Genomic DNA, 22357 nt, shown 5'->3' with positions numbered 1-22357 from the left:
ATATATAAATAGAAGCAGACAAAAAATGCCTGCTTCTAAAATTAAAAACTCTATGTAAGTATGATTTACTTCATCAACACTTTAAAAACCTTTTTAACTCCACTTAACTCAACGGATAATAAAAGTACTTGGTTTCCAGATTTTAACTCACCTAGGTCTAATGAAAGTCGACTACTATTTGTATTAAAATCACTATAACGCATTAACGGTCTACCTAAAATATCACTTATTTCTACAGAGACATCCTTGTTTACAAGAGAAGTAGCAAATTGTAAAGTTACCTTACCGTTAGTCGGGTTTGGATACAAGATGACATCTTTAACGAGCTCATGATCTTCAGTACTCAGTGACCCTTCACCTAAATTACCATCTAAAGCAAATACAATAGTTGTAGAAGCATTAAAAGTAATATCATTCCCAGCAGCATCTACTTGTGGCGCATTGCTTCCGCTAGGATGTTGCACAGAAAAGAATCCATACTTATAATCTGGCGTAAAAGTTAAACCCGTAGGTTCGGCGCCAGAAGGCATAGAAGCAAACAACTCTACATTGGGATTGCTTTGTGTATGATCTGGACGCACAATCCATATGTAATTTTTACCTCCATCTTGAAGTACCCAAAGATTCCCTTTGTCATCAAATGTTAAATTATCATTTCCGTTTGACCAAGGTTCAGACTGCAAACCAGATTCTGAATTGATTTCATAATTCATTCCTCCAACAAAGGTTTCAAAATCATTCACTTGTTCGCCATTATCTGTAAATCTATATACACGACTAAGTCCTTTTGCTGCAAAATATATTTTACCCGTTATTGGATTAATTTCAACATCTTCAACACCGTTAAAAGCTGTTCCTCCAAGGTTAGCTGCAATAGTATTTATGTTATTTCGATCGGATTGCGTATCATTAGGAACTTCAATCCAAGTACCTCTAGATGAACTTGGATCGTTACCAGATAAAGCAATATCCATGCTCAATACATATACTGTACCTTCTGTAAGGTCACCTGGAGTATCCATAACGTATTTATAAAGACAGTGTGTACCTCCATCTTCTCCATAATATGCGGTTGTCCCATCATTAGAAACGACAACATTTTCATGGTTCATTCTTCCCATGGCCCATAATTTGTCTTTTTTGCCATCGTTATCATAATCGAGAACAGATGCTGTTGCTGGGTCAATTTCAACTAACCATCCAACATCTTGGTAACCATCACCATTAACATCTCCAGAATTAGTACTTTCCTCTGCTGTAACTACGGTTCCCCAAGGTGTAATACCCCCTGAACAGTTACGTGTTGTTGTTACCAGGTTCTCATCATATAAATCTACAGCTTGACTTTCGTCTACCTCCCATAGTTGTGTTGTGTTATTTAAACTAATATCTAAAATCGACACGCCTCCTGGTGTGTTCTCATGATTAACAGCTAAATAGCCTTGTTCACTACTACCTTCAATAGCAACATAAGCTGTAAAATCGTTTGTACCAGGCATATTTCCACCTCCTATTGAATAGGGATCACCTTCCTTCATAACAACCTGAAAATCGTGCTCTGGTGATAAAATTAAATTACTCGTTTGAGACGTAGGAGTTATTGAAGTTATACAACTTATATGATCAGCTTCGCAAGCTGCTGTTAAATCTTCTGTGTTTTTAACATACAAATCAAAACGTGTATCTGAACTTGACGCATTTGCTTGATGGATTTCTACAGCAATTCGGTTAAGTCCTTCAACGAATATTTCTTTTGAAACAGTAGAAGTATGATAAATATTCTCATTAATACCATCTACAGCATTTACAGCGGGTGTTAAATAATCAATTGTCCCCGTTGGCATATTATTTCGTAAAACCTCAACACCATTTACATATACAATGGCACCATCATCTCTACGAAGTCCTAATTCAACTAGATCAGTCAAATCACTTAAAGAAACATTGATATCCTTCAAATAATAAGTTGTAATAAACTTGTTATTCCCATCAGGACCGTAAGACACTTCTGTATTAACAGGATCTCCATATCCAAAAGGAGCAAATCCTCTGTCCCAAGAAATGGTATTATAATCTAGTGCCAACCAATCTGTACCTAAATCTGTACCTTCATCTAGCACATACCATTGCTCGTCTTTATTTACAGGGTACTCTGTTACTTCAATAGGTGGTAACTCATAAGATACTTCCATATCAAAGCGAGCATCAGAACTTGTGCCATTATTTTGGTGAAGTTCTACGGCAATTACATTTACACCATTTTGAAGAAGGTTAGCTGTTTTTATTTCTGTCCAAGCGCTTTCAGCGTCTCCACTAATTTCACCAGCAGCATACATATCGTAGGTTACTTCACCCTCAGACATATTTAACCTAAAAGCTTCAACACCATTAACATAAACAATAACGCCATCATCATAAGTTACATTGAAAAGTAAATCCCCTATGGCATCAACATCATCTACATTAAAAATATGACGTAAATAATACGTTGGATGTTTCGTCGAACTATCTGGACCAAAATCTAAAGTAGTGCTTTCAACACCATCTCCATAACCTAAAATTGCATTTCCAAATGCCCAGGCACTATCATCAAACTCTAAAGTTGTCCAACTTGTACCTAAGTCTTGTCCTAAATCATTATACTTCCAAAGTCCTCCAGATTCAATTGGAAAGCTTCCTGTAGGATATTCATCAATATTTTTCCAAGCTAAATAAACAGGTTGATCTGTACTAAATTCAACGTCATTAAAGATTATTACATTATTTTCTTTTAATCCAGATGACACGACCTCTACAGCAGTTAAAGGATCTCCAGATAATAAATAGTATTCGTTAGCAATAAGCTCTACTAAATTTAAATTATCAAATACTTTAGAAACGTCAACTTTAATAGATCCCTTAGTTATAAACAAAGGATCCATTATCCATGCACTATTAAGAAATAATACATTAGTCTCTGTAAAATCGACTGTTGGTAAAACCTCGTCTCCAGCTTCTTTTGCAAACACTACATTGGTATCGTAATCTGTAATATCACTTGCTAAGTACATTCCATTAGAGTCATCATTTACAAGACTCCAACTTCCAGCTATTTCTTGATCAAAAGGAGCATCAATTACTCTTACTGGACTTGTAGCAGGAATTATGTTAGAATTTATATATGGCACTTCCACTACAGTACTTCCATAGTTTACAAGGTATCCGCTGTTTTCTTGATCAAAAGTATAATTATAAGCTAAATCTACATTCGAATCGTTAAGTGATTTGTGCATATCTGCCAAAATTTCTTGCTGACTTTTAGCTTTAGTCCAAATTCTTAACTCGTCTATAGTCGACTTAGATTCACCATTGTAGTTTATCGTTCTTCCCAAAGCAAAATCCCAAGTACTGTTAGAAACATAACCGTCAAACGCATTTGTTGCTTTTAGTTCTCCATTTACGTAGAGCTTTAATTCGTTGTCTAGCGATGACACAGTTACAGCCACGTGATTCCACTCTCCAATGTTTAACGGCGTGCGGGACTCTGCTTTATTCCAACCAGAACCGTTAGTACCAAATACGGCGTTAATAGAATTGTTGCTTGGGAATTCTAATGAAAAACCAGTAGAGTTTCCTCCAATTCTTCCGTGGTTGGATAACACCGGTACATTTTCACCTGGATCTTCTGTTAGCCTAGTCCATAGCTCGATAGTAAAATCCTTTTCTAAAATAGGCTCTATTTGGCTTGACGGTATAAGTGCTTGATGATCGCCTTCAAGATTAAAAGCACCGCCTTGCTTAGCTATAGCTGCAGCCATATCTACGTGATAAGCGATATAGTACACACCGTTACCAATCTCTACGTCGTTAAAACTAACGATATGGTCAGTTTGTACTGTCGAAGATGCTATGACCTCATAAGCCACTTGTGGATCACCTTTAATTAACATATACTCATCGACGGTAGTTGCAATCTTTTCAACATTTTCAAACACAGAAGATAAATCGATTGCAATATCAGTCGTGGTCATATTCATAGCGTTAACATTCCACCCACCTGCAACGTAATGTGTATCCTCTTCTTCTGCATTTGGCAGATCTAAGGTAGCATTATTATAATCTCTTCCAAAAACAACATTTTCAATAAAGCTACTAATTGTAGCGTCAACAAACATTCCTGAAGTCTTTTCACTTGTATAACTCCAACTTGCAGCTATACTATCCTGAAAATCAATAACAGATTCGGCTACAGGGCTAGTAGCCGCTAAAATGGATGCATTGGAGTATGTCACCTCACCTTGGTCTATCCCTCTATTATCTAATAGGCCGTTATCTTCTTGATCGAAACTAAAGTGATACTGAAGCTCTTCATTAGCTTGATCTAATACTTTATGCATATCAGCAACTACTTCTTCTTGCGTGCGTACTGTAGACCACATACGAAATTCATCAACCACAAATAGCACTTGCCCGCCATAACTAAGACTACGACCAAAGGCTAAGTCCCAAGTATTATTAGGTACATAGCTATCAAAAGCTGTACTTCCTTCCAAATTACCATTTATATAGAGTTGAATTTCACCCCCAGGATTGGTAGTTAAAGCAATATGGTTCCATTCTCCAATCTCAAGAGCTATATGTGACGTTACCTTTGCCCAACCTGAACCATTAGTTCCATACACTGCTGTTATGGTGTTATTCCCCTCTAATTCTAAGGTAAAACCTGTAGAATTACCATCAATCCTTCCGTGGTTAGATAGTATAGTTTTATCATTAGGGTCTTCAGGTAAGCTTAACCAAAACTCTATGGTGTGCGCTCCTCCCAAAACAGTTTCTACTGAGGTATTGTCAACTTTTACATCATGAGCATCTAACAAAGCTAACGCTCCTCCCCTTCCTGGAACAAATTCACCTTCTTCCCAAGCTAGATAATATACCGCTTCTTGTACATTCACATTGTAGAAACTTACACTAGTACCATCAAAAGTACCCTCATCAACTATAGAAAACTCTGTTTCTCCTTCAATTTGCTTTAAAAGATAATAGTGACCAGCTGATGCAGAAATAGCACTAGCCGATTCGCCAACAGTTGCTTCTAAATTGAATTTCATCGTTGCAAATGGTGTATTTAATGGATTTACTTTCCATCCACCTTTTAAATACTGCACGTCTGGCATGTTTGGCACTGCAGAAATAGCATCGTCTATTTGTTTACCCACAATTATATTGCTCGTGAACAAAGAAATCTCATCAGAAAACCCTAGCCCATGATTAAGCATGTTATTTTTCTTACTCCAGTTACCAGAAACAAAATCTTGATAGGCCGTCGGCATATCCCCAATAGGAGCTGTTGCAGATGCTAAGCTAGCTGTAGTAATATCCAATTCGTAGTTAACATCGCCTTTGCTTATTACGGTTGTCTCTTCTTCTGTCTCAGATTCGAAATTGTAGTATAATGCTAAATCAGCTTCCTCTCCTGTTAATGGATAGTGTAAATATTTCTCTATTTCTTCGGAAGTTAAAACTTTACTCCAAATTCTCATGTCCTCGATATCACCTTTAATTGAACTTCCATAGTTAGGACTATGCCCAATCCCTAAACCAAAAGTATTAGGATGGTAACCATTATAAGGCATTTCAGCGACTAATATTCCGTTTTGGTAGTATTTAACAGTTCCACCTACTTTTGCTGAAACAGTAATATGATTCCATTCACCAACTGTCCAAATATCTCCTTGACTATTAATTTTATCCCAACCTGAACTATTTGTTCCGAATACAACACTTAATTTATTGGCATCTGAAAATTCTATCGAAAGTCCTGTTGAATTTCCATCAACTCTTCCATGTGTAGAAAAAATTGATGCATTAGTTGCTGGATCTGCATTTAATTTGGCCCAAAATTGAACCGTAAAGTCATTTGCGAATAAGCCATTGGAAACATCTGAACCTATTGTAGTTTCCTGTGTTCCAGATAGGCTTAACATATTATCACGATTAGATTCTACATTAGCATCCTCTAAAATATCGTTATCAGAAATTAGCCTTGCGTATAATTCTAGGTCATCTATGCTTCCTAAGAAGCGCTTGCCTTCTATGTTATTACCAATACGTAAATCTGAAGACGACTCGATAGGAGAAGTAACATTATTCCAGGTTTGAATCAAGAAGCCATTATAATATAAAGCCAGATTTTTTCTTACATTGTCATATTTCCACGTGATATAAGACCAACTATTTTCTAAAACACTATAATTACTTTCGTGAATTATACCTGTAGCATGATCTTTATAATTTAAGTTTCCATTGTTTGAAATACCAAAAGACACCCCTGCCGTTGCCGTAGCATTAGAGACTATCGTAGCGCCTTTAGAAGTTAAGCTACTCGGGTTAACCCAAAAACCTAAACTATATGCTTTATCTGAAAAGTTTAATGATTTAGATGCAGAAACAGTTAGATTCGTGTTTTCAGTAAACACTAGAGCACTATCTGTATTATCATCCTTATCTACACCAAAATTATAATTTTCAGCTTCCAAACTATGATTATATTCCGAATTATCTTTAAGCGCATTTGCAAAATCTAAAGATAAATTATGGGCGTCTGAGTTCTCACTGGTTAGCATGTCTTCATGAACAACTTCTTCAAAGAATGTAGCCCCATCAAAACCAACATACTCAAATTTAATTCTTCTATCGCCCTCATCACCAAAAACATTCGTTCTAACGTAACCATGCTTCACACCGGTTAAAATATCATTAGACGCATTATAGTTGACATTATAATGTCCCGCTTCTCCATTACCTCCAATATCAGAATTGATATTACCAGACATAATATCGAACATTGGATATTTTGTATCAGCATCACGAACCATAAAACGTTGGTCATGAATGTCTGCACAATATGAAAGCACACCATTAATATTATTAGTTTGGATAAATTGTAAAAACTCTTCAGCCTGATTACTAACACTAAAATTTCTTCCACCAACTTCTCTAAAAGTTGGAGTACCATTTATAATAACCTTAAAAGTAGCCTTAGAATTTAATAACCCTTGCTTTAACCACTCAAGCTGCTCATCTCCAAAATGATCTGCCGTTCCATCTCTAAAACTCCTGTTATCTGTAAGGAAAAACTCTACGTCTTTATAAACATACGACGACTGTAAGCCTTGGCCCTCTGTCGTACTTAAATATTCTGGATTTGGCCACCAGTCCATAAATATTTCGCGCATTTCTGGTAAGGTTGGCATCGTTTTATTAAACTCGTTTGGTCCAGTATCATGATTATCTGTTATAGATAATTGAGGCATAGCCATAGTTAACTGATCATGAAACTGTCTATAAAACCTATATCGATCGAAAGCCATATCTTTATTGGCCCAATCATCTATCGCATCAGGACACTGTCCTCCAGCATGTTGCAAACCTAGAAGATAGGTCGCATCTCCCAACCAAACCATAAGATCAGCATCTTCTTGAGCCATATGATTAAACATTTCTGGATTGCCATTAATATGGGTTAAGGATTCTGGTCTATCTACACAGCGAGACGTGTCATAGATTCTGCCACAACCACCAGCCAAAAACTCAAAATTGTCTATAACATTTTGTTCATTGATAATGGATGAAGTTCTTAAAGATGGTATTCCGTTAGTTTGTAACGTAGCCGTGTAGGTCTCACCCTCGGTTAAATTTTCAAACTCATAAGATCTTAGGTAATACTCTAGTCTCTCATCAGAATTATAAACTGTTCCTGTTAGTTCGGTAGCTTCCGACTGGGAAGCCGTCATGGATAAGGAGAGTGTTTCTCCCGAACCTGTGTTACCTTTAGTGAGCACCCAAACTCGAACCTTGTTTTCGTAAACAGGGCTAAACATAGGACCAAACACCAAAGAATCTCCTGGTATGACCGTTTGAGCTTCAAGCTCAAAACTCAGACCCAGAGAAAAAATGAGTAAGATAAATAGTAAATGTTTTTTCATTTTAATCACGTAAATTAATTTGTTAGTTAAAAAAATTTTTCGCGAAATTAGAATGAGAAATCGGTTTGAATTTTAACTAAAAGTAATTTGAATGTTATGCTTCATTCGATATTTAACACTTATTTAACAAGGAAAAATATGCATGTCAAAAAAAAATAAGATACAGAATATATGAAAAAGAAGAAACATAAACCACTGAAAAACAACACCCCAAGACCACATACAACTTTTAACTCATGAAATTTAAGTTAACAATACATTGCTTTTAGTTACAATTAGTTAATAAAAAAAATTAGTAAGAAATATCAACGTTAATATCGTTTAATGCAGTCATAAAAGCAATAATATCTTGTATTTCATCATCTGTTAAATTTAAAGGTTCTGAAGCCAAAGTTTGGTTTGGCACTTCATAATATAATCCTATCCCTTGCGCGCCTCCCAAGTTATAAAACTCAAGTACCTCCTCTAATGAGTTATATGCTCCATTATGAAAATACGGAGCCGTTAAAGTTGTATTACGAACTGTTGTGGTTTTAAAAGATTTATTAAAAATTTCTTGATTATCCTTATCTACCCCATTATTTATACGACCCGGATCTGAATCGACAATAAAAGAACCAGGTTTTTTTAAAACACCTAAAACTTCACTTTCATTTTCTTGATATAAAGGAGGTATTAAGCCGCTAAAAGTAGGTGCGAAATGACAAGTAGCACAATTCGCTTTTCCCATGAACAAATTAAAACCTCTTTTTACATTTGAATTTAGGCTGGAAATCTCGCCTCGCATATATTTATCGAAATCACTATTAAATGATCTTAAGGATATAACGTAGGAAGCTAATGCAGCTGAAAGCTGATATCGATTAATAGATTGTGATTGATATATGTTTTTAAAATCCTCTTGATATGCATCATCCTTATTTATTTTTCCCACAATCGCTTCGATATTGGTGTTATACTCTAAATGATTAACAATTACATGCTCTACTTGATTTTCCAAGTCGAAAGCTCTTAGGTCGTAAAAATAGCGATCTGAAAAAATTGAATTTATTAATGATGGTGCATTTCTTGTTAAGGTCTCTCCTATTATGCTTGATTTTGAAGTCCTCTCTCCATCTGAGTATGCCAATTTAGGATTATGGCATGATGCACAGCTAACCGTTTGACTATGACTTAAGTTTTTATCGAAAAATAATTTTTTGCCCAATTGTCTTAATTCCGAGCTGTCATCTTTATTTTTTAAAATACTGTAGTAGTAGGGATTTAGAAAATCGTTAGCAAAAACATTCACACTTTGAGCATTCCAAGATGCAGTCTGGTTATACTTTTCGGCTGAACTTGGTATATCTAATTCCTGCTGAAGTAATAGGAGTTCCTTATACAGGGGATTTAAATAAGATTTTATAAAAGTTAATCTATCAAAGGTATCAAAATCCCTATTCTTTTTAATAAATTTTTGTGCACCGCTGAACCGATCTTTCAAGCTTTTCTTATATGTGGAACTGGCATCTATTAATGGTTTTAAAATCTCTTCCAAACCCTGTAATGAAACTGACGCTTCTTCAATAGCATTTAAGGATCCAGGAGTATCAAATCCAGTTATGCCTTTACTAAGTATTCGAATTAAGTCTAACCTTGAAGATTCAATAATTTCAAAATCAAAATAATACTTTCTTAAAAGTACCGTGTTTTTCAATATTTTGAACGAAGCATTGAGTCGTCCTGTAAGATCTACTAATTCTGATTTCGCCCTATATCCACCTCCTACAAACAGTAATTCGTCGATGCGCTGTAATCCCTCTGGTGCTAAAATAGTAAAGGTTTCTCCACTATAATGCCCTGCTTCCAGCATATCTAAAGGCAAAGAGTTTTTATAATCATCTATGGAACCTAGATAATAGCTCGCTTTTTCAAAATCCTTACTCGTTGGCAATGGAGACACATGATCAAGTGGAGCTCCATTTATATATGCATTTACATGCTTAGGAAAATAATAGCTTAATATACCTTCTAATCTTTTAAAGGCTTTTCTCGTGTGAACACATTGATTTTTAACCTCATTTAATGAGCTCTGGGTAGAATCTAAATCCCTAGCGACAGATTGCAGTGTTTCAATTTGCTTCCCTAAGATAATTACCTCTTTGTCAATAAAAGTCTTATAGTACGGGTTATAATTATCTAAACCATAGGTTTGATTTTCCTTGACAATAAATCCATACAGTTCATACCCAACTAGTATCGAAAATATTAAGAAACATATGGGTTTTAGGAAGATTTTACCAGAAAATTTCATGCTATTTTATTAACGCTGGGTTATCGCTTAACGATTTCATGAAGGCTACTAAACTAGATTTCTCCTGATCACTTAATAGCAATGCATCAGGAGACAATGTTTGATTAGCTACATTTAGGCCAAGACCTGCACCTCCTCCTTGATCATAAAATTCTACAACCTCTTCTAAAGAACTATAAGCTCCGTTATGAAAAAAAGGAGCGGTATATAATGTGTTTCTAACAGTAGTGGTTTTAAAGGATTTCTCGTAAATCCAAGCTTCCTCTTTGTAAATCCCATTTAAAACTCTCCCCTGGTCGGCGTCAACCCCTTCCCCTGGCTGATTCTCCACTTTTAGTACACCGAGTATTTCTGTTTCATTTTCATTGTATAAGGGTGGTATAAGACCTGAAAAAGTAGGTGCAAAGTGGCAAGTTGCACAGTTGGCTTTACCCATGAATAAATTATAACCTTCTTTAATCTCTTCTGAAATTTCTTTAACTTCTCCTCTAACATATTTATCAAATTCACTATTAAAAGAACTTAAGGACAATACATACGATGAGAGCGCCTTAGAAATATTATTTCGGCTAATACTTTTTTCTCCAAACACTTTGTCAAAATCTTCGGTATACCCAGTGCCCTTAGTTTTTAACTTTTCTAAAATAGAACTGTAAGCGGTATTAAACTCTGATGGATTAAAAATAACATGCTCCGCCTGTTGCTCTAAAGAAAATGCTCGTAAATCATAAAAAAAACGATCGGCATATACGGCATTTAGTAATGTGGGAGCATTTCTTAACACGGTTTTGCCTTGAATATTACTTAGAGATTTTGTCAAGCCATCTGTAAATGCTTTTTCTGGCTGATGACAACTAGCGCAACTCATATTATTCTGACTACTAATACGAGTATCATAAAATAACTTTTCTCCGAGATTTCTTAATGCTTGACTGTCTTCATCTCTTGTTAGCTCGGTAAAACTATAAGGATCTAAAAAATTAGCATCAAAGATAGATTCGCTATCTCTATTCCATGAACTAACATGTTTTAAATTTTTGTTGGAATTTTTTGCCTGAAAATATTTTAACGCTTTATATAAAGGATCGAGATACTCTTTTAAAAACTCCAATCGATTAAAATTATTAAAATTATTGTTCCGGTTTAAGTAGCTAATAGATGAATTAAAGAGATCTATACATATTTTGTAATTCTTAACCGATTTATGACTTAAGAATACACCATTAAAAAAAGACTTCATCCCTTCTAAAGAATACTTTGATTCCTGTATCGCATTTAAAGACCCTGGGGTATCAAAGCCTACAAGGCCAAGGGTATAGATTCTTATAAGTTGCAAACGCATTAAATCTATGGTGTTTTCTTTTTGTATAGGCTCGTAATAAATACGATCATATAAAGTTAAATAGTTACTATTTAATCGTTTGGTAAGACCTAAAATGGTGTTACTATTTTCCTTAAGGTTTTCAGTATGTACGATTTCATCTAAAGTTTGAAGTCCTTCTGGGTCTATAATAGACTTTGAATTCTCTAATTCTAAACGTAATAATGGAGCACCATTAATGTGTTTCTTGACATATTCTGGGTAATGGTAAGCTAAATAAAACTCAATTCTTTTGTATTGTAACCTCGATTTGGTAACAGCTTGTTTTAAATTTTCTGCGGTAGCGCTTCCTTGTTGATGCATTTCAGCAATAGCATCCATCTCCAAAAAAACTTTGTTCGTTTTAAGGAGTTCGTTCTGAATAAAAGTATCTAAAAAACTTACCTCCTTTTTAGATTGAAATGCGAGCAACGTTCCTATTAAAAGTGCTCCAATAATAAGAACTAAAAAAAGCCCTATAAGAGATAACGATTTAACCATTTACCTATTTTTATTAACGAGCAAATGTATTCTTGACATACCACCTAGCAGTCATCTTTATGTTAAGAAATGTTTATATTAAGGAATAGCAATAATTTTAAATAAAAAATATTAGAACTATCAATTACTGTAAGCTTCCCCATATTAGAACTGCTTAATTTTCTAATACTGGTTTAAAATTACTGCTTTTATTAAAATGCTAACTTAAGAAGTACTGTGGTAAAAAACAAGTAAAATCTCCTTAATTTTTCACTAAAGTACTTCTGTAATTATCATCATATATCAATCCTGATTTTGCTATAGCAAAGGCCTGTTTTAACAACTTATTGTACACTGCAATCAAGGCTAGTTTTTTGCTCTTTCCCTTGGCTACTATCCGCTCGTATAAATCCCTACAAGCCTTGTTGTATTTACAAGCATTAAAACTGCACATAAACAATAAGTTTCTCAGTTTCTGGTTGCCTATTTTGCTTATTCTTGCCCGTCCATTGATACTGCTTCCACTTTGTCTTATCACTGGTGTTAAACCTGCATAACTGCACAATTCGCCCGCACTGGTGAATCGATCAAAACCACCTGTTAGAACCACCAACATTATGGCTGTCTTTCTTCCTATTCCTGGTATGGTCTCCAAGCGTGTCAATAAATCTTGATGTACTTGTCTGACCAACAGCAGGAGTTGATCTTCCAAGGTTTTCATCTCTTTTTCTAATTGTTTCAAGTTTCGTTTCAATGACCTTACAACCAATTTGCTCGGCTCTCCCAAAACGGCCTCACCATGCAATTTGTTCTTTAGCATGGTGCTCTGTTTGGTGTATACAGATAAGGTCCTGACGATCTGCAAACACTCTAGCTCATTCTTGGAATTACCTTTCCAAAGCTTCAACTCTACATGCTGTGCGTATGCACAGATAAGTCTTGAGTCGCTCTTGTCGGTCTTTACCTTTGAGAGTCCCATCTGTATAAACCGTTTTACCGCCAATGGGTTTTCGACCGATACTTTTGTCCCTGACTCTAGTAAATAATAAGCCAATTGATAATGGTAATAACCTGTGGCTTCCATAACACAATGACTGTTTGCTGATAGAAGTTTAGCAAAGTTTTTAAAGCCTGAAATCGTGTTTTTAAACTGGTAATAATTACCTTGAGAATCGGTGACATCAAAAACCAAATGGCTGATGTCGATACCAAAATATTTAATATCTTTATTCATAAGAAAATGTTTTTTGAAAGGACAACCTACGCGAGTTTCAACGACTTTAAAGCGAGGTCCAAAGCCTCATAGAACTGTACGAAATCTGTGTAGAAAAGAGAGGGGATTTTCAATGTTGACGAAGTCTTAAGCTTCTACGTGTATAATAACCTTAATCCTCTCTTTTGTTCTTTCTGATTAATACTCTAAATTTAATAGATTGTAAACTTAAGACGTGTATAATTAATGGCTAGGTCGAGCTTGCTTACGAATATTCCTGCGGAATATTCTATTCGGTTTTTATTTGCTAAATTCGGTGCTAAATCACGCCACTAATCATACACGAAGCCGTTGTGCGTCATTTTGACCCAGTACTTTCCTGAAATAGGTTGACTAAAAATTAATCATTTAATTATAGTCACTTATGAAATCAAAAAAAGAACACTGGCTAAAAAAAAGCTATCAAAAAGCAACATTAGAAACTAAACTTTTAGTCGTTGACCAAATTTTAAACGGTCAAATCTCTACCAACTTCGCCTCTAAAAAATATGATGTTCCTAGAACTACTATTAACTATTGGTTGAGAAAATACAGTACCTTAGTACAACAAAATACTGGTATGAGTAAAAACGATGAAATTAAAAAGTTAAAGGAAAAGATTGAAGAACTGGAATTTGTAAAAGACTTTCAGCAAGACATTATTGCTGATATGGAACTCATTACAGGGGTTGATATGTCAAAAAAGTCGCTGCCCAAAACATTAGCAAAAGAGATAGAGCGAAAGAAGAAAGACCGTATAAAAGAAAATGGCTCTACCAATGTTTTGGGATCTCTAAACAAGCTTTCTACAAAAGACAACAAACCCAACAAAAACAATACCTAGACCATCAAAAAATAATCAAAATGGTAAAGGACTATCGTAAAAAAGTAGGCTCAAATACGGGTGGAATTAAACTACATACGGAGCTTAAACAAGACTTTGTAAACGCCAATATTAAAATTGGCAGAGACAAGTTCTATCAATTTTTAAGACTTAATAATTTACTGGTGCCTAAACGAAAAAACTATATCACCACAACAAACTCTAATCACATGTACAGAAAATATAAAAACATCGTGAAAAACCAAGTTCCTACCCGCCCTGAACAACTTTGGGTTAGTGATATAACTTACATTAAAACAGAGAATGGACATAACTATTTAGCTATAGTAACAGATGCGTATTCTAAGCAAATAATGGGCTATAAACTCGATAACCATATGAGAACATCACTTTGTACAGAGGCACTCGCTATGGCTATTAAAAATAGAAAATACCCAAAACAAAAGCTCATACACCACTCCGACAGAGGCTTCCAGTACTGCAACCCTAAGTATACAGACTTTGCAGAGAGCAACAACATCACAATGAGCATGACAGAACAGTACGACCCATACGAAAACGCGGTGGCTGAAAGAATCAACAGGACTCTTAAATATGAATATGGGCTCAAACAAACTATTAAAAATACAGATATAGCCAAGAAAATGACCGAGCAAGCTGTCTATATTTACAACAATTTAAGAACGCATTTTAGCCTGGAACTCAGAAAACCTGCTGAAGTACATTTGAATCCGAACATCAAATACAAATCCTATCGAAAAAATAATGTAAATTTACTCGAACTAACAATTTAAAAACTGACCTAGTTCAAACTATTTTTTTGCCTTCTAAACGGCTAAAAAAAATCTTTTGAACGTGTCGAATTAATATAAAAAAAGGTCAACCTATTTCAGTATAATACAAACATCACCTACTATGAATATATTAAATAGAAAAGAATCAGATTTTGGAAAGTAAAATATTGAAATACCTCTCAAAATACACTTCAATTACAAAGGAATTAGAGAATGCAGTAAACGAAAGTGCTTTTTTTAAAACCTATAAAAAAGGAACTATTTTACTTAAAGAGGGCAGTTTTTCGAATGAATGTTATTTCATATTAGATGGGTGTATTAGGAGTTATTTTTTGAAAGATGGCGAAGAAAAAACCATAGAGTTTTATACGGAAGAAGATGTTGTCACACCCGCAAATTATGGAAAATCAACACCTTCTCGGTATTACTTAGAATGTATAGAAGATACAGTTGTGAATGTGGGAAATCCAACCATAGAAAATGAAATGTATCAAAAGTACCCACAATTAGAATCCTTATCAAGAGTAATAGCTGAAGTAATATTAACAAAGCAACAAGAATCTTTTACTGAATTTAAAACATCCACCCCAGAAGAACGCTATTTAAATTTACTTAAAACAAAACCCGATTTACTTCAAAGAGTCTCTCAATATCAAATAGCTAGCTACTTAGGAATTACACCAGAGTCGTTAAGCCGAATCAGGAAGAGAATAGTATATGAATAAATTGATTTCTTAACTTAAGTCAATGAGTTCAAAATAACACCATGTTATTTTTGTGGAAATTTTAAAGAGTGAAATATCATGGACACAATCAGAAAGAAATCAATTGCAGTTGGAATATTATTAATTCTTAGCATACTTGTAGGGGTTTTGAGTATTGACCCAGTTATTGATGAAATGGGTAATCTTGAAAGTGTTTATATCCATTCAAATGCTATATTAATTAGAGCTTTTATGCAATTCATTTTAGCCCTTATTTATGCAAGCATTCCTATCATACTATACACCATACTTAAAAAATTTAACACGGGTCTATCCATTGGCTTCCTTGTTTTCAGAAGTATTGCTGTGGCATTTATTTTCGTAGGTTGGTTGAGCATACTTTTGTTATTAGTCTTAAGTCAAGAATTTGTAAAAACAGGAAGCCCAGATTTATCACACTTTCAAACCTTAGATACTATATTACGGTCTGGTAGAGATTTAATCAACCATGTGGCAATGCCCTTAATTCTGAGTGTGGGGAACCTAATGTTCTATGCTATTTTGTATCAATCAAAATTGATTCCAAGATGTCTATCAGTTTGGGGACTTATTGCTACTGTGCTAAGTGGAATTATCGCAAGTTTACTACTCCTGTTTGGGGTTATAGACATCATTACTCCTACTTATATCTCATTAGCCTTCCCTACAGCATTGTTGGAGATAACTTTAGCAATATGGTTGATTGCTAAGGGTTTTGATTCAAATATTATAAATTTTATTACTGAAAGAAATGAAAACTAAATATTGCACAACCACATTCATAATACTTTTGTTATCTTTTTACTCTTTTGGGCAAAACAAACTATCCCAAGACCAAGTTTTAGAAGACTATACCATTTTTAAAGAAATTATAACAACTGGACATCCAAGTTTATATGAATATACTTCAAAAACCGAGTGGGATAACATTTTTAGGACATTTGAACAAAAAGGAATCAAAGAGGTGGAAACGTCAAATGACTTATTTAAGTATTTCACATCTATTGCTGACAATGCGAAGGATGGACATTTAATAATACACCACCCAAAAATGGACACAGTTCCTCCGTTATTCCCTTTATTATTAAAAATCATAAATGGAAAACTATATACTGATACAGATGATTTTGGGATTCCTTTAGGTGCAGAAATAACGGCTATTAATAGCAAACCTTCTCAAACTATTTTAAACGACTTATTGAAGTATGCACCATCAGATGGTTTTAACCTAACAAAGAAATACCGCCAAATAGAAAAAGAATTTGGGATACTTCATTTTTACGAATATGGAAGTAAAAAAAGTTATTCTGTAAAATGCACGACCGCAGACGGTGAAGTGAAAACAAATATAATTGCTCCAAAGTCATTTGAAAGCATCGGTAGCCGATACCCTAATAGAAATTCTCACTTTGCACCATATCATCAAGATACTAGTCGAGTTGGGTATTTTAAAAAAAGAATAGCTGAAAAATTGCCATTTGTTTATTATATAGACTCCATAAATACTGCAGTTCTAACTGTGAATTCATTTGGTTTAGACCCACAAGAATTTAAGTCCAAGCTGATTGATTTATTTAAAGAAATTAAGAAGAAGAAGAAAGCTGAAAGCTTAATAATAGACATAAGGCAAAACATTGGTGGATTCAGAATCAATGCCATAAACTTGTACTCTTTTTTGACGAATGAGCCTTTTAAGCAAAGAGTATCAGAAAGTGCTGTTACAAATGAGTTACCTCAAGAAAAATATATTATTCATACAATGTCTGATTATACTGAATTCTTCGAAATGTATTTTGCTTTAGCTAAAAAAGAGGATGAGCGGTGGATAATAACAGAAGACCACGCTCAAGCAGAAATGATTTCTTATAAAAAAACATTCAAAGGGAAAGTGTATGTTCTAATAGGAGGAAATACATTTTCAGCAGCTAGTGCTTTTGCTTTGAGTACTAAGAACGACAAAAACATAACTCTTGTAGGTGAAGAGACTGGAGGGGGCTACTATTTCCATACGGCTCAATATTCTGCCTTATATGAACTTCCAAATTCTAAAATAATGGTACGTATGCCATTTGTAAAAATTGATAAATATGTTCTTGATAACTCTGTTCCAAAAGGAAGTGGTATATTACCCGATATTGAAGTTAAGCTAACAGTACAAGATTTAATCAATGGAAAAGACAGTCAATTGGATTATGTAGTGAAGCATTTAAGTGAGCAATAAAAAACGTGTGGTAACAATGTATATAAAAAATAGGCGAAACAGTAATAAAATAAAGACTTTTGGCTCGTATCAAACTTTGTGCTTAGCCGAAAGTTGGGTGCTTAGAAATCGCCTACTTTTCATATACTAACCGTTATGTGCAAAGCGAAAAATGTACTTTCCTGAAATAGGTTGACTAAAAATTCATCACTTAATGATAGTCACTTATGAAAGCACAAAAAGAACACTGGCGAAAAAAAAGCTACAAAAAAGCAACTTTAGAACTCAAATTATTCGTCGTTGACCAAATTCAGAATGGTCAGATTTCTACAAACTTTGCATCTAAAAAATATGATGTTCCTAGAACAACTATTTCATATTGGATTAGAAAATACAGTACCTTAGAGCAACAAAATACAGGTATGAGTAAAAACGACGAAATAAAGAAACTTAAAGAAAAAATTGAAGAACTAGAGTTTGTAAAGGACTTTCAGCAAGATATAATCGCTGATATGGAACTCATTACAGGCGTCGATATGTCAAAAAAGTCATTGCCCGAAACATTAGCAAAAGAGATAGAACTAAAGAAGAAAAACATTTTAAAAGAAAATGGCTCTATCAATGTTTTGGGATCTCTAAACAAGCCTTCTACAAAAGACTCAAAGCGCAAAAAAAACAACAAATAGATCATCAAAAACTAACCGATATGGTTAAAGACTACCGTAAAAAAGTAGGCTCTAAAACTGGTGGAATAAAACTACATACTGAGCTTAAACAAGATTTTATAAACGCTGGTATTAAAATTGGTAGAGACAAGTTCTTCAGCTTCTTGAGACTTAATAAACTGCTAGTGACAAAAACAAAAAACTATATCACAACAACCAATTCTAATCACATATACAAAAAATATAAAAACCTGGTAAAAGACCACGTTCCTACTCGACCAGAACAACTTTGGGTAAGCGATATAACCTATATTAAAACTCAAAATGGACATAACTATTTAGCTTTAGTTACAGATGCTTATTCTAAACAGATTATGGGCTACAAACTCGACAACCATATGAAAACATCACTTTGTAAAGATGCGCTAGCCATGGCTATTAAAAATAGAAAATACCCTAAGGAGAAGCTTATTCATCATTCTGATAGAGGTTTTCAATACTGTAATCCTAAATAAACCGAATTTGCAGAGCGAAACAACATTACAATGAGTATGATGACTGAACAATATGATCCCTACGAAAATGCTATAGCTGAAAGAATTAACAGAACACTTAAATACGAATATGGTTTAAAACAAACCATTAAGAACACTGATCTGGCTCAAAAAATGACCCAGCAAGCTGTATATATTTATAACAATTTAAGAACACATTTTAGCCTGGATCTAAGAAAACCAGCCGAAGTACACATTAATCCAAATATCAAATACAAATCCTATCGGAAAAATAATGTAAATTTACCTGAACTAACGATTTAAGAACAGACCTAGTTCAAACTATTTTTTTGCCTTCTAAACGGCTAAAAAAAATCTTTTGAACGTGTAAATAGTAACAAAAAAGGTCAACCTATTTCAGTATAATGCAGCAGCTCGGATTTCGAAATAAAATTTAGTAAAAAAAATGAAATTAAATGAATATTTGACAAATCGTCTTAAAGAAATTTTCACGGAAGGAAAGTGGGTTGTAGGAACTAATTTTAAAGAGCAAATTTATGATTTGGACTGGAATAAAGCTATTCAAAAAGTTGAGGATTTTAATACTATTGCTGACTTGACATTTCATCTACATTATTATATCGCTGGAGTGACAAAAGTGCTTGAAGGTGGAACTCTTGATATTAAAGACAAATTTAGTTTTGACTCGCCACCAATTAAATCAGAACAAGACTGGAGAAATTTAGTGAAAAGGTTTTGCTCTGATTCTGAAAAGTTCATCAACCTTGTTGAAAATATGACTGACGAAAAATTAAAAGACAACTTTGTTGACGAAAAATATGGAACTTATTATAGGAATATTGATGCAATGATAGAACATACTTACTATCATCTCGGACAAATAATCCTAATAAAAAAGCGACTTAAGAACGAAAATCCAAATAAATAACTGCTTACAACAAAGAACTGAGTTAAAAAACAAGCAATTTTAAGCTAATTTTGAAACATAGTTTTCATCATAAGGCAATCCGCTTTTTGCAATAGCAAAGGCCTGTTTTAGCAACTTATTCGCTACGGCTATTAACGCTAGTTTTGCACTCTTTCCTTTAGCTACAATTCTATCAAATAAGGCTTTGCATGCTCGGTTATATTTATAGGCCGAAAAGGCTGCTAAAAACACAAGATTCCTTAATTTCTTATTGCCTACTTTACTAATTCTACTTCGACCTCGTACACTGCTTCCTGATTCTCGAATTGTTGGTGTAATTCCTACATAACTACATAGCTGTGATGCTGTTTCAAACTTTTTAAATCCATCCGTTACTACGATTAAAAACAAAGCTGTTTTTAAGCCTATTCCTGGTATGGTTTGTAATATAGTTAATTGCTCTTGTTGGTCTTGTTTTACTAATTCTAATAAGCGTTTTTCTAGTATTAAAATCTCTTTCTTTAAATGTCCTAAGTTTCGTTTTAACGAGCGATAAACCGTTTTGGATGGAACCCCTAGTGTTTCTTCGCCATGAAGCTTGTTTTTGGTAGCTGTACTCTTTTTTACGTAACTATCCAATAACCTAAAAAGCTGTAAACATTCTGCTTGAACATCTGTTAGAGCATTGTACAACGGGACTTCATTAAAGATACCATACTCACAAATAGATTTAGCATCACTCTTATCTGTTTTTACTTTTGCTAGTTTCATTTGAATAAAACGTTTTACTGACAAGGGATTTACAACTGAAACGAAAACCCCTTTTTTATATAAAAACTGGGCTAATCTGTAATGATAATATCCCGTAGCTTCCATCACTACCAAAGCATCTTTTGATAAACTTTTTAGTAGTTTTTTAAAACCCTTTTCATCGTTCTTTAACTGATAATGTCCTATGTCTTGATTGTAAATATCAAACACAGATTTACTAATGTCAATACCATAAATTTTTCTATCTTTAGTCATAACAACTTGAAATTTGGAAAGAACAACGCTACTCATATTTCAACAACTTGAAAACAAGATCTAGGTCTCACAGAACTGAACGAAGTTTAAGTAGTAAAAGAGTGCGGATTATCAATGTTGCCGAAGTCTAAAGCTTCACCGTATATAGTAACCTTAATGCACTCTTTTGTTCTTTCTGATTATTATATAAATTTAGTGAATTACAAACTTAAGCCGTGTATAACGACTCACTCCTACCCTACAACACGCAATTCCTGAATATCTTACGCTAAAAACTCTAATTTTATCAAAAAAACTAGAGAAGCAATTCTCCTGGAATCTAAGCGAAAACAAACTCTAAAAAGTATTACGTAATGGGATTCTGCTCACTCAGGTGATTTCGGACAATAGCAGTGCGCAAATATTAGGTAATTCCGACTCTAAAAACGCTAAAAAGTCTCTTAAAAAAGCTCAAAAATTGGATTCTGCTTACTCAAACGATTTCGGACTCCAATTTAGCTCAACTGTTACGGCTGATTAAAAATCTGAGCTGTAAATCACGTTATAAAAAAATAGATGTTTAAAAAATAAAATATTCCAAAAATCGTGATAAGTAATACGCAAGTTTCACGGCAAATCTCTCCTCAAAAAATCTTTTAAAAATGCCTTAATTTTAGAGATTTAAAGCAAAATACGGATAAAAAAAGCGCTATACACAACACAGTGTAAAACGCATTGCTTACTTTAGTGTTTAAAGTAATGTGCTGTCTACTTTTGAAACTTCGGATTTCCATACGGAAATCCTAACTTCTTAGTCGCAACGCACCTTACACATAACCGTTGTAGCCAATTTTGCCCCCCGTCTCGTCCTAAAATAGGTTGACTAAAAATTAAACACTTTTAGTTAACTATGGAAACATCAAAGAACCGCTCCTGCCGAAAAAAGAAGTATCAAAAAGTAAGTTTCGATATGAAACTTTCGATAATTGATGAAATTGCAAATGGACAGATCTCCGTAAATCATGCGTCAAATAAGTACAAGATTTCCCGAAGCTCCATTGAGTATTGGATCAAGAAATTGAGTAACTTCGAAGATAAATCCAATATTATGAGCAAGAACGACCAGATCAAAAAACTCAAGGAACGCATAGAAGAACTGGAATTCGTAAAAGAATTTCAGCAGGATGTCATTGCCGACTTCGAGAACATTACAGGAGAACATCTTTCAAAAAAGTACTTGCCCGAAGCATTAGTAAAAGAGATAGAGAAAAAGCGCAAAGGCCTTTCAAAATAAAATGGCTCTATCAATGCCTCGGGCTAAGTAAACAGGCG

General features: G+C 34.2%; 15 protein-coding genes. 10 read left to right on the top strand and 5 right to left on the bottom strand.

All coding sequences use genetic code 11. The annotated features are described in order from the left end of the window. Positions 1 to 65: 65 nt before the first annotated feature. From A6I66_RS11625 to A6I66_RS11610, 4 genes are all read right to left on the bottom strand, one after another. Positions 66 to 7967 carry a LamG-like jellyroll fold domain-containing protein gene (locus A6I66_RS11625; RefSeq protein WP_067149476.1) on the bottom strand — a complete coding sequence of 2634 codons (7902 nt, stop codon included), beginning with the start codon at positions 7965 to 7967 and terminating at the stop codon, positions 66 to 68. A 292-nt stretch (positions 7968 to 8259) separates the two neighbouring features. Then, positions 8260 to 10260, bottom strand: a complete 2001-nt coding sequence (locus A6I66_RS11620) for a cytochrome-c peroxidase (RefSeq protein ID WP_067149473.1) — start codon at positions 10258 to 10260, stop codon at positions 8260 to 8262. A gap of 1 nt (position 10261) precedes the next feature. Beyond that, positions 10262 to 12121 (bottom strand): cytochrome-c peroxidase, encoded by a 1860-nt coding sequence (locus A6I66_RS11615; protein ID WP_067149471.1) that lies wholly within the window; start codon positions 12119 to 12121, stop codon positions 10262 to 10264. A gap of 241 nt (positions 12122 to 12362) precedes the next feature. Then, a complete protein-coding gene (locus tag A6I66_RS11610; RefSeq protein WP_067149469.1) occupies positions 12363 to 13334 on the bottom strand; it encodes an IS110 family RNA-guided transposase in 972 nt (323 codons plus the stop codon). Between the two features lie 403 nt (positions 13335 to 13737). Between A6I66_RS11610 and A6I66_RS11605 the strand changes: the two genes are divergently transcribed. The 9 genes from A6I66_RS11605 (at position 13738) to A6I66_RS11570 (ending at position 20041) form a co-directional block, all read left to right on the top strand. Then, positions 13738 to 14196, top strand: coding sequence for a helix-turn-helix domain-containing protein (locus tag A6I66_RS11605; RefSeq protein ID WP_067149468.1), 459 nt, complete (start codon positions 13738 to 13740; stop codon positions 14194 to 14196). Then, on the top strand, positions 14142 to 14990 hold the full coding sequence (locus tag A6I66_RS11600; RefSeq protein WP_067149466.1) for an IS3 family transposase: 849 nt from the start codon (positions 14142 to 14144) through the stop codon (positions 14988 to 14990). Before A6I66_RS11605 ends, A6I66_RS11600 begins: the two co-directional genes overlap by 55 nt. Positions 14991 to 15142: 152 nt before the next feature. After that, complete coding sequence (locus A6I66_RS11595; protein WP_067149464.1) at positions 15143 to 15715, top strand: Crp/Fnr family transcriptional regulator; 573 nt, start codon at positions 15143 to 15145, stop codon at positions 15713 to 15715. A 78-nt stretch (positions 15716 to 15793) separates the two neighbouring features. Continuing rightward, positions 15794 to 16495, top strand: coding sequence for a DUF4386 domain-containing protein (locus A6I66_RS11590; RefSeq protein WP_067149462.1), 702 nt, complete (start codon positions 15794 to 15796; stop codon positions 16493 to 16495). Further along, positions 16485 to 17954: a S41 family peptidase gene (locus A6I66_RS11585; protein WP_067149460.1), complete on the top strand. Its 1470-nt coding sequence runs from the start codon at positions 16485 to 16487 to the stop codon at positions 17952 to 17954. Before A6I66_RS11590 ends, A6I66_RS11585 begins: the two co-directional genes overlap by 11 nt. 206 nt (positions 17955 to 18160) lie before the next feature. Next, positions 18161 to 18619, top strand: coding sequence for a helix-turn-helix domain-containing protein (locus A6I66_RS11580; RefSeq protein ID WP_067149458.1), 459 nt, complete (start codon positions 18161 to 18163; stop codon positions 18617 to 18619). A 20-nt stretch (positions 18620 to 18639) separates the two neighbouring features. Continuing rightward, a complete protein-coding gene (locus A6I66_RS16515; RefSeq protein ID WP_084399647.1) occupies positions 18640 to 19113 on the top strand; it encodes a DDE-type integrase/transposase/recombinase in 474 nt (157 codons plus the stop codon). Positions 19114 to 19143: 30 nt separating this feature from the next. Continuing rightward, positions 19144 to 19416, top strand: coding sequence for an integrase core domain-containing protein (locus tag A6I66_RS16510; protein ID WP_084399645.1), 273 nt, complete (start codon positions 19144 to 19146; stop codon positions 19414 to 19416). Between the two features lie 142 nt (positions 19417 to 19558). Continuing rightward, positions 19559 to 20041, top strand: a complete 483-nt coding sequence (locus A6I66_RS11570) for a DinB family protein (protein WP_067149456.1) — start codon at positions 19559 to 19561, stop codon at positions 20039 to 20041. Positions 20042 to 20080: 39 nt separating this feature from the next. On the opposite strand, the gene A6I66_RS11565 is transcribed toward A6I66_RS11570, so the two are convergent. Next, a complete protein-coding gene (locus tag A6I66_RS11565; protein WP_084399660.1) occupies positions 20081 to 21046 on the bottom strand; it encodes an IS110 family RNA-guided transposase in 966 nt (321 codons plus the stop codon). A gap of 889 nt (positions 21047 to 21935) precedes the next feature. On the opposite strand from A6I66_RS11565, the gene A6I66_RS11560 reads away from it, so the two are divergent. Beyond that, positions 21936 to 22319: a helix-turn-helix domain-containing protein gene (locus A6I66_RS11560; RefSeq protein ID WP_067149454.1), complete on the top strand. Its 384-nt coding sequence runs from the start codon at positions 21936 to 21938 to the stop codon at positions 22317 to 22319. Positions 22320 to 22357 lie beyond the last annotated feature (38 nt).

The sequence above is a fragment of the Pseudotamlana agarivorans genome, assembly GCF_001642835.1.
GTDB classification, from domain to species: Bacteria; Bacteroidota; Bacteroidia; order Flavobacteriales; family Flavobacteriaceae; genus Pseudotamlana; species Pseudotamlana agarivorans.
Note: the sequence above shows the minus strand (reverse complement) of the source record. Positions and strands in the feature narration are given on the sequence as shown.

Bases quoted from the DNA above. Each gene is read 5' to 3' on its own strand.
- A6I66_RS11610 (WP_067149469.1), bottom strand. From the start codon at position 13,334: ATGAATAAAGATATTAAATATTTTGGTATCGACATCAGCCATTTGGTT.
- A6I66_RS11625 (WP_067149476.1), bottom strand. From the start codon at position 7,967: ATGAAAAAACATTTACTATTTATCTTACTCATTTTTTCTCTGGGTCTG.
- A6I66_RS11620 (WP_067149473.1), bottom strand. From the start codon at position 10,260: ATGAAATTTTCTGGTAAAATCTTCCTAAAACCCATATGTTTCTTAATA.
- A6I66_RS16515 (WP_084399647.1), top strand. From the start codon at position 18,640: ATGGTTAAAGACTACCGTAAAAAAGTAGGCTCTAAAACTGGTGGAATA.
- A6I66_RS11570 (WP_067149456.1), top strand. From the start codon at position 19,559: ATGAAATTAAATGAATATTTGACAAATCGTCTTAAAGAAATTTTCACG.
- A6I66_RS11615 (WP_067149471.1), bottom strand. From the start codon at position 12,121: ATGGTTAAATCGTTATCTCTTATAGGGCTTTTTTTAGTTCTTATTATT.
- A6I66_RS11580 (WP_067149458.1), top strand. From the start codon at position 18,161: ATGAAAGCACAAAAAGAACACTGGCGAAAAAAAAGCTACAAAAAAGCA.
- A6I66_RS16510 (WP_084399645.1), top strand. From the start codon at position 19,144: ATGAGTATGATGACTGAACAATATGATCCCTACGAAAATGCTATAGCT.
- A6I66_RS11560 (WP_067149454.1), top strand. From the start codon at position 21,936: ATGGAAACATCAAAGAACCGCTCCTGCCGAAAAAAGAAGTATCAAAAA.
- A6I66_RS11585 (WP_067149460.1), top strand. From the start codon at position 16,485: ATGAAAACTAAATATTGCACAACCACATTCATAATACTTTTGTTATCT.
- A6I66_RS11605 (WP_067149468.1), top strand. From the start codon at position 13,738: ATGAAATCAAAAAAAGAACACTGGCTAAAAAAAAGCTATCAAAAAGCA.
- A6I66_RS11590 (WP_067149462.1), top strand. From the start codon at position 15,794: ATGGACACAATCAGAAAGAAATCAATTGCAGTTGGAATATTATTAATT.
- A6I66_RS11565 (WP_084399660.1), bottom strand. From the start codon at position 21,046: ATGACTAAAGATAGAAAAATTTATGGTATTGACATTAGTAAATCTGTG.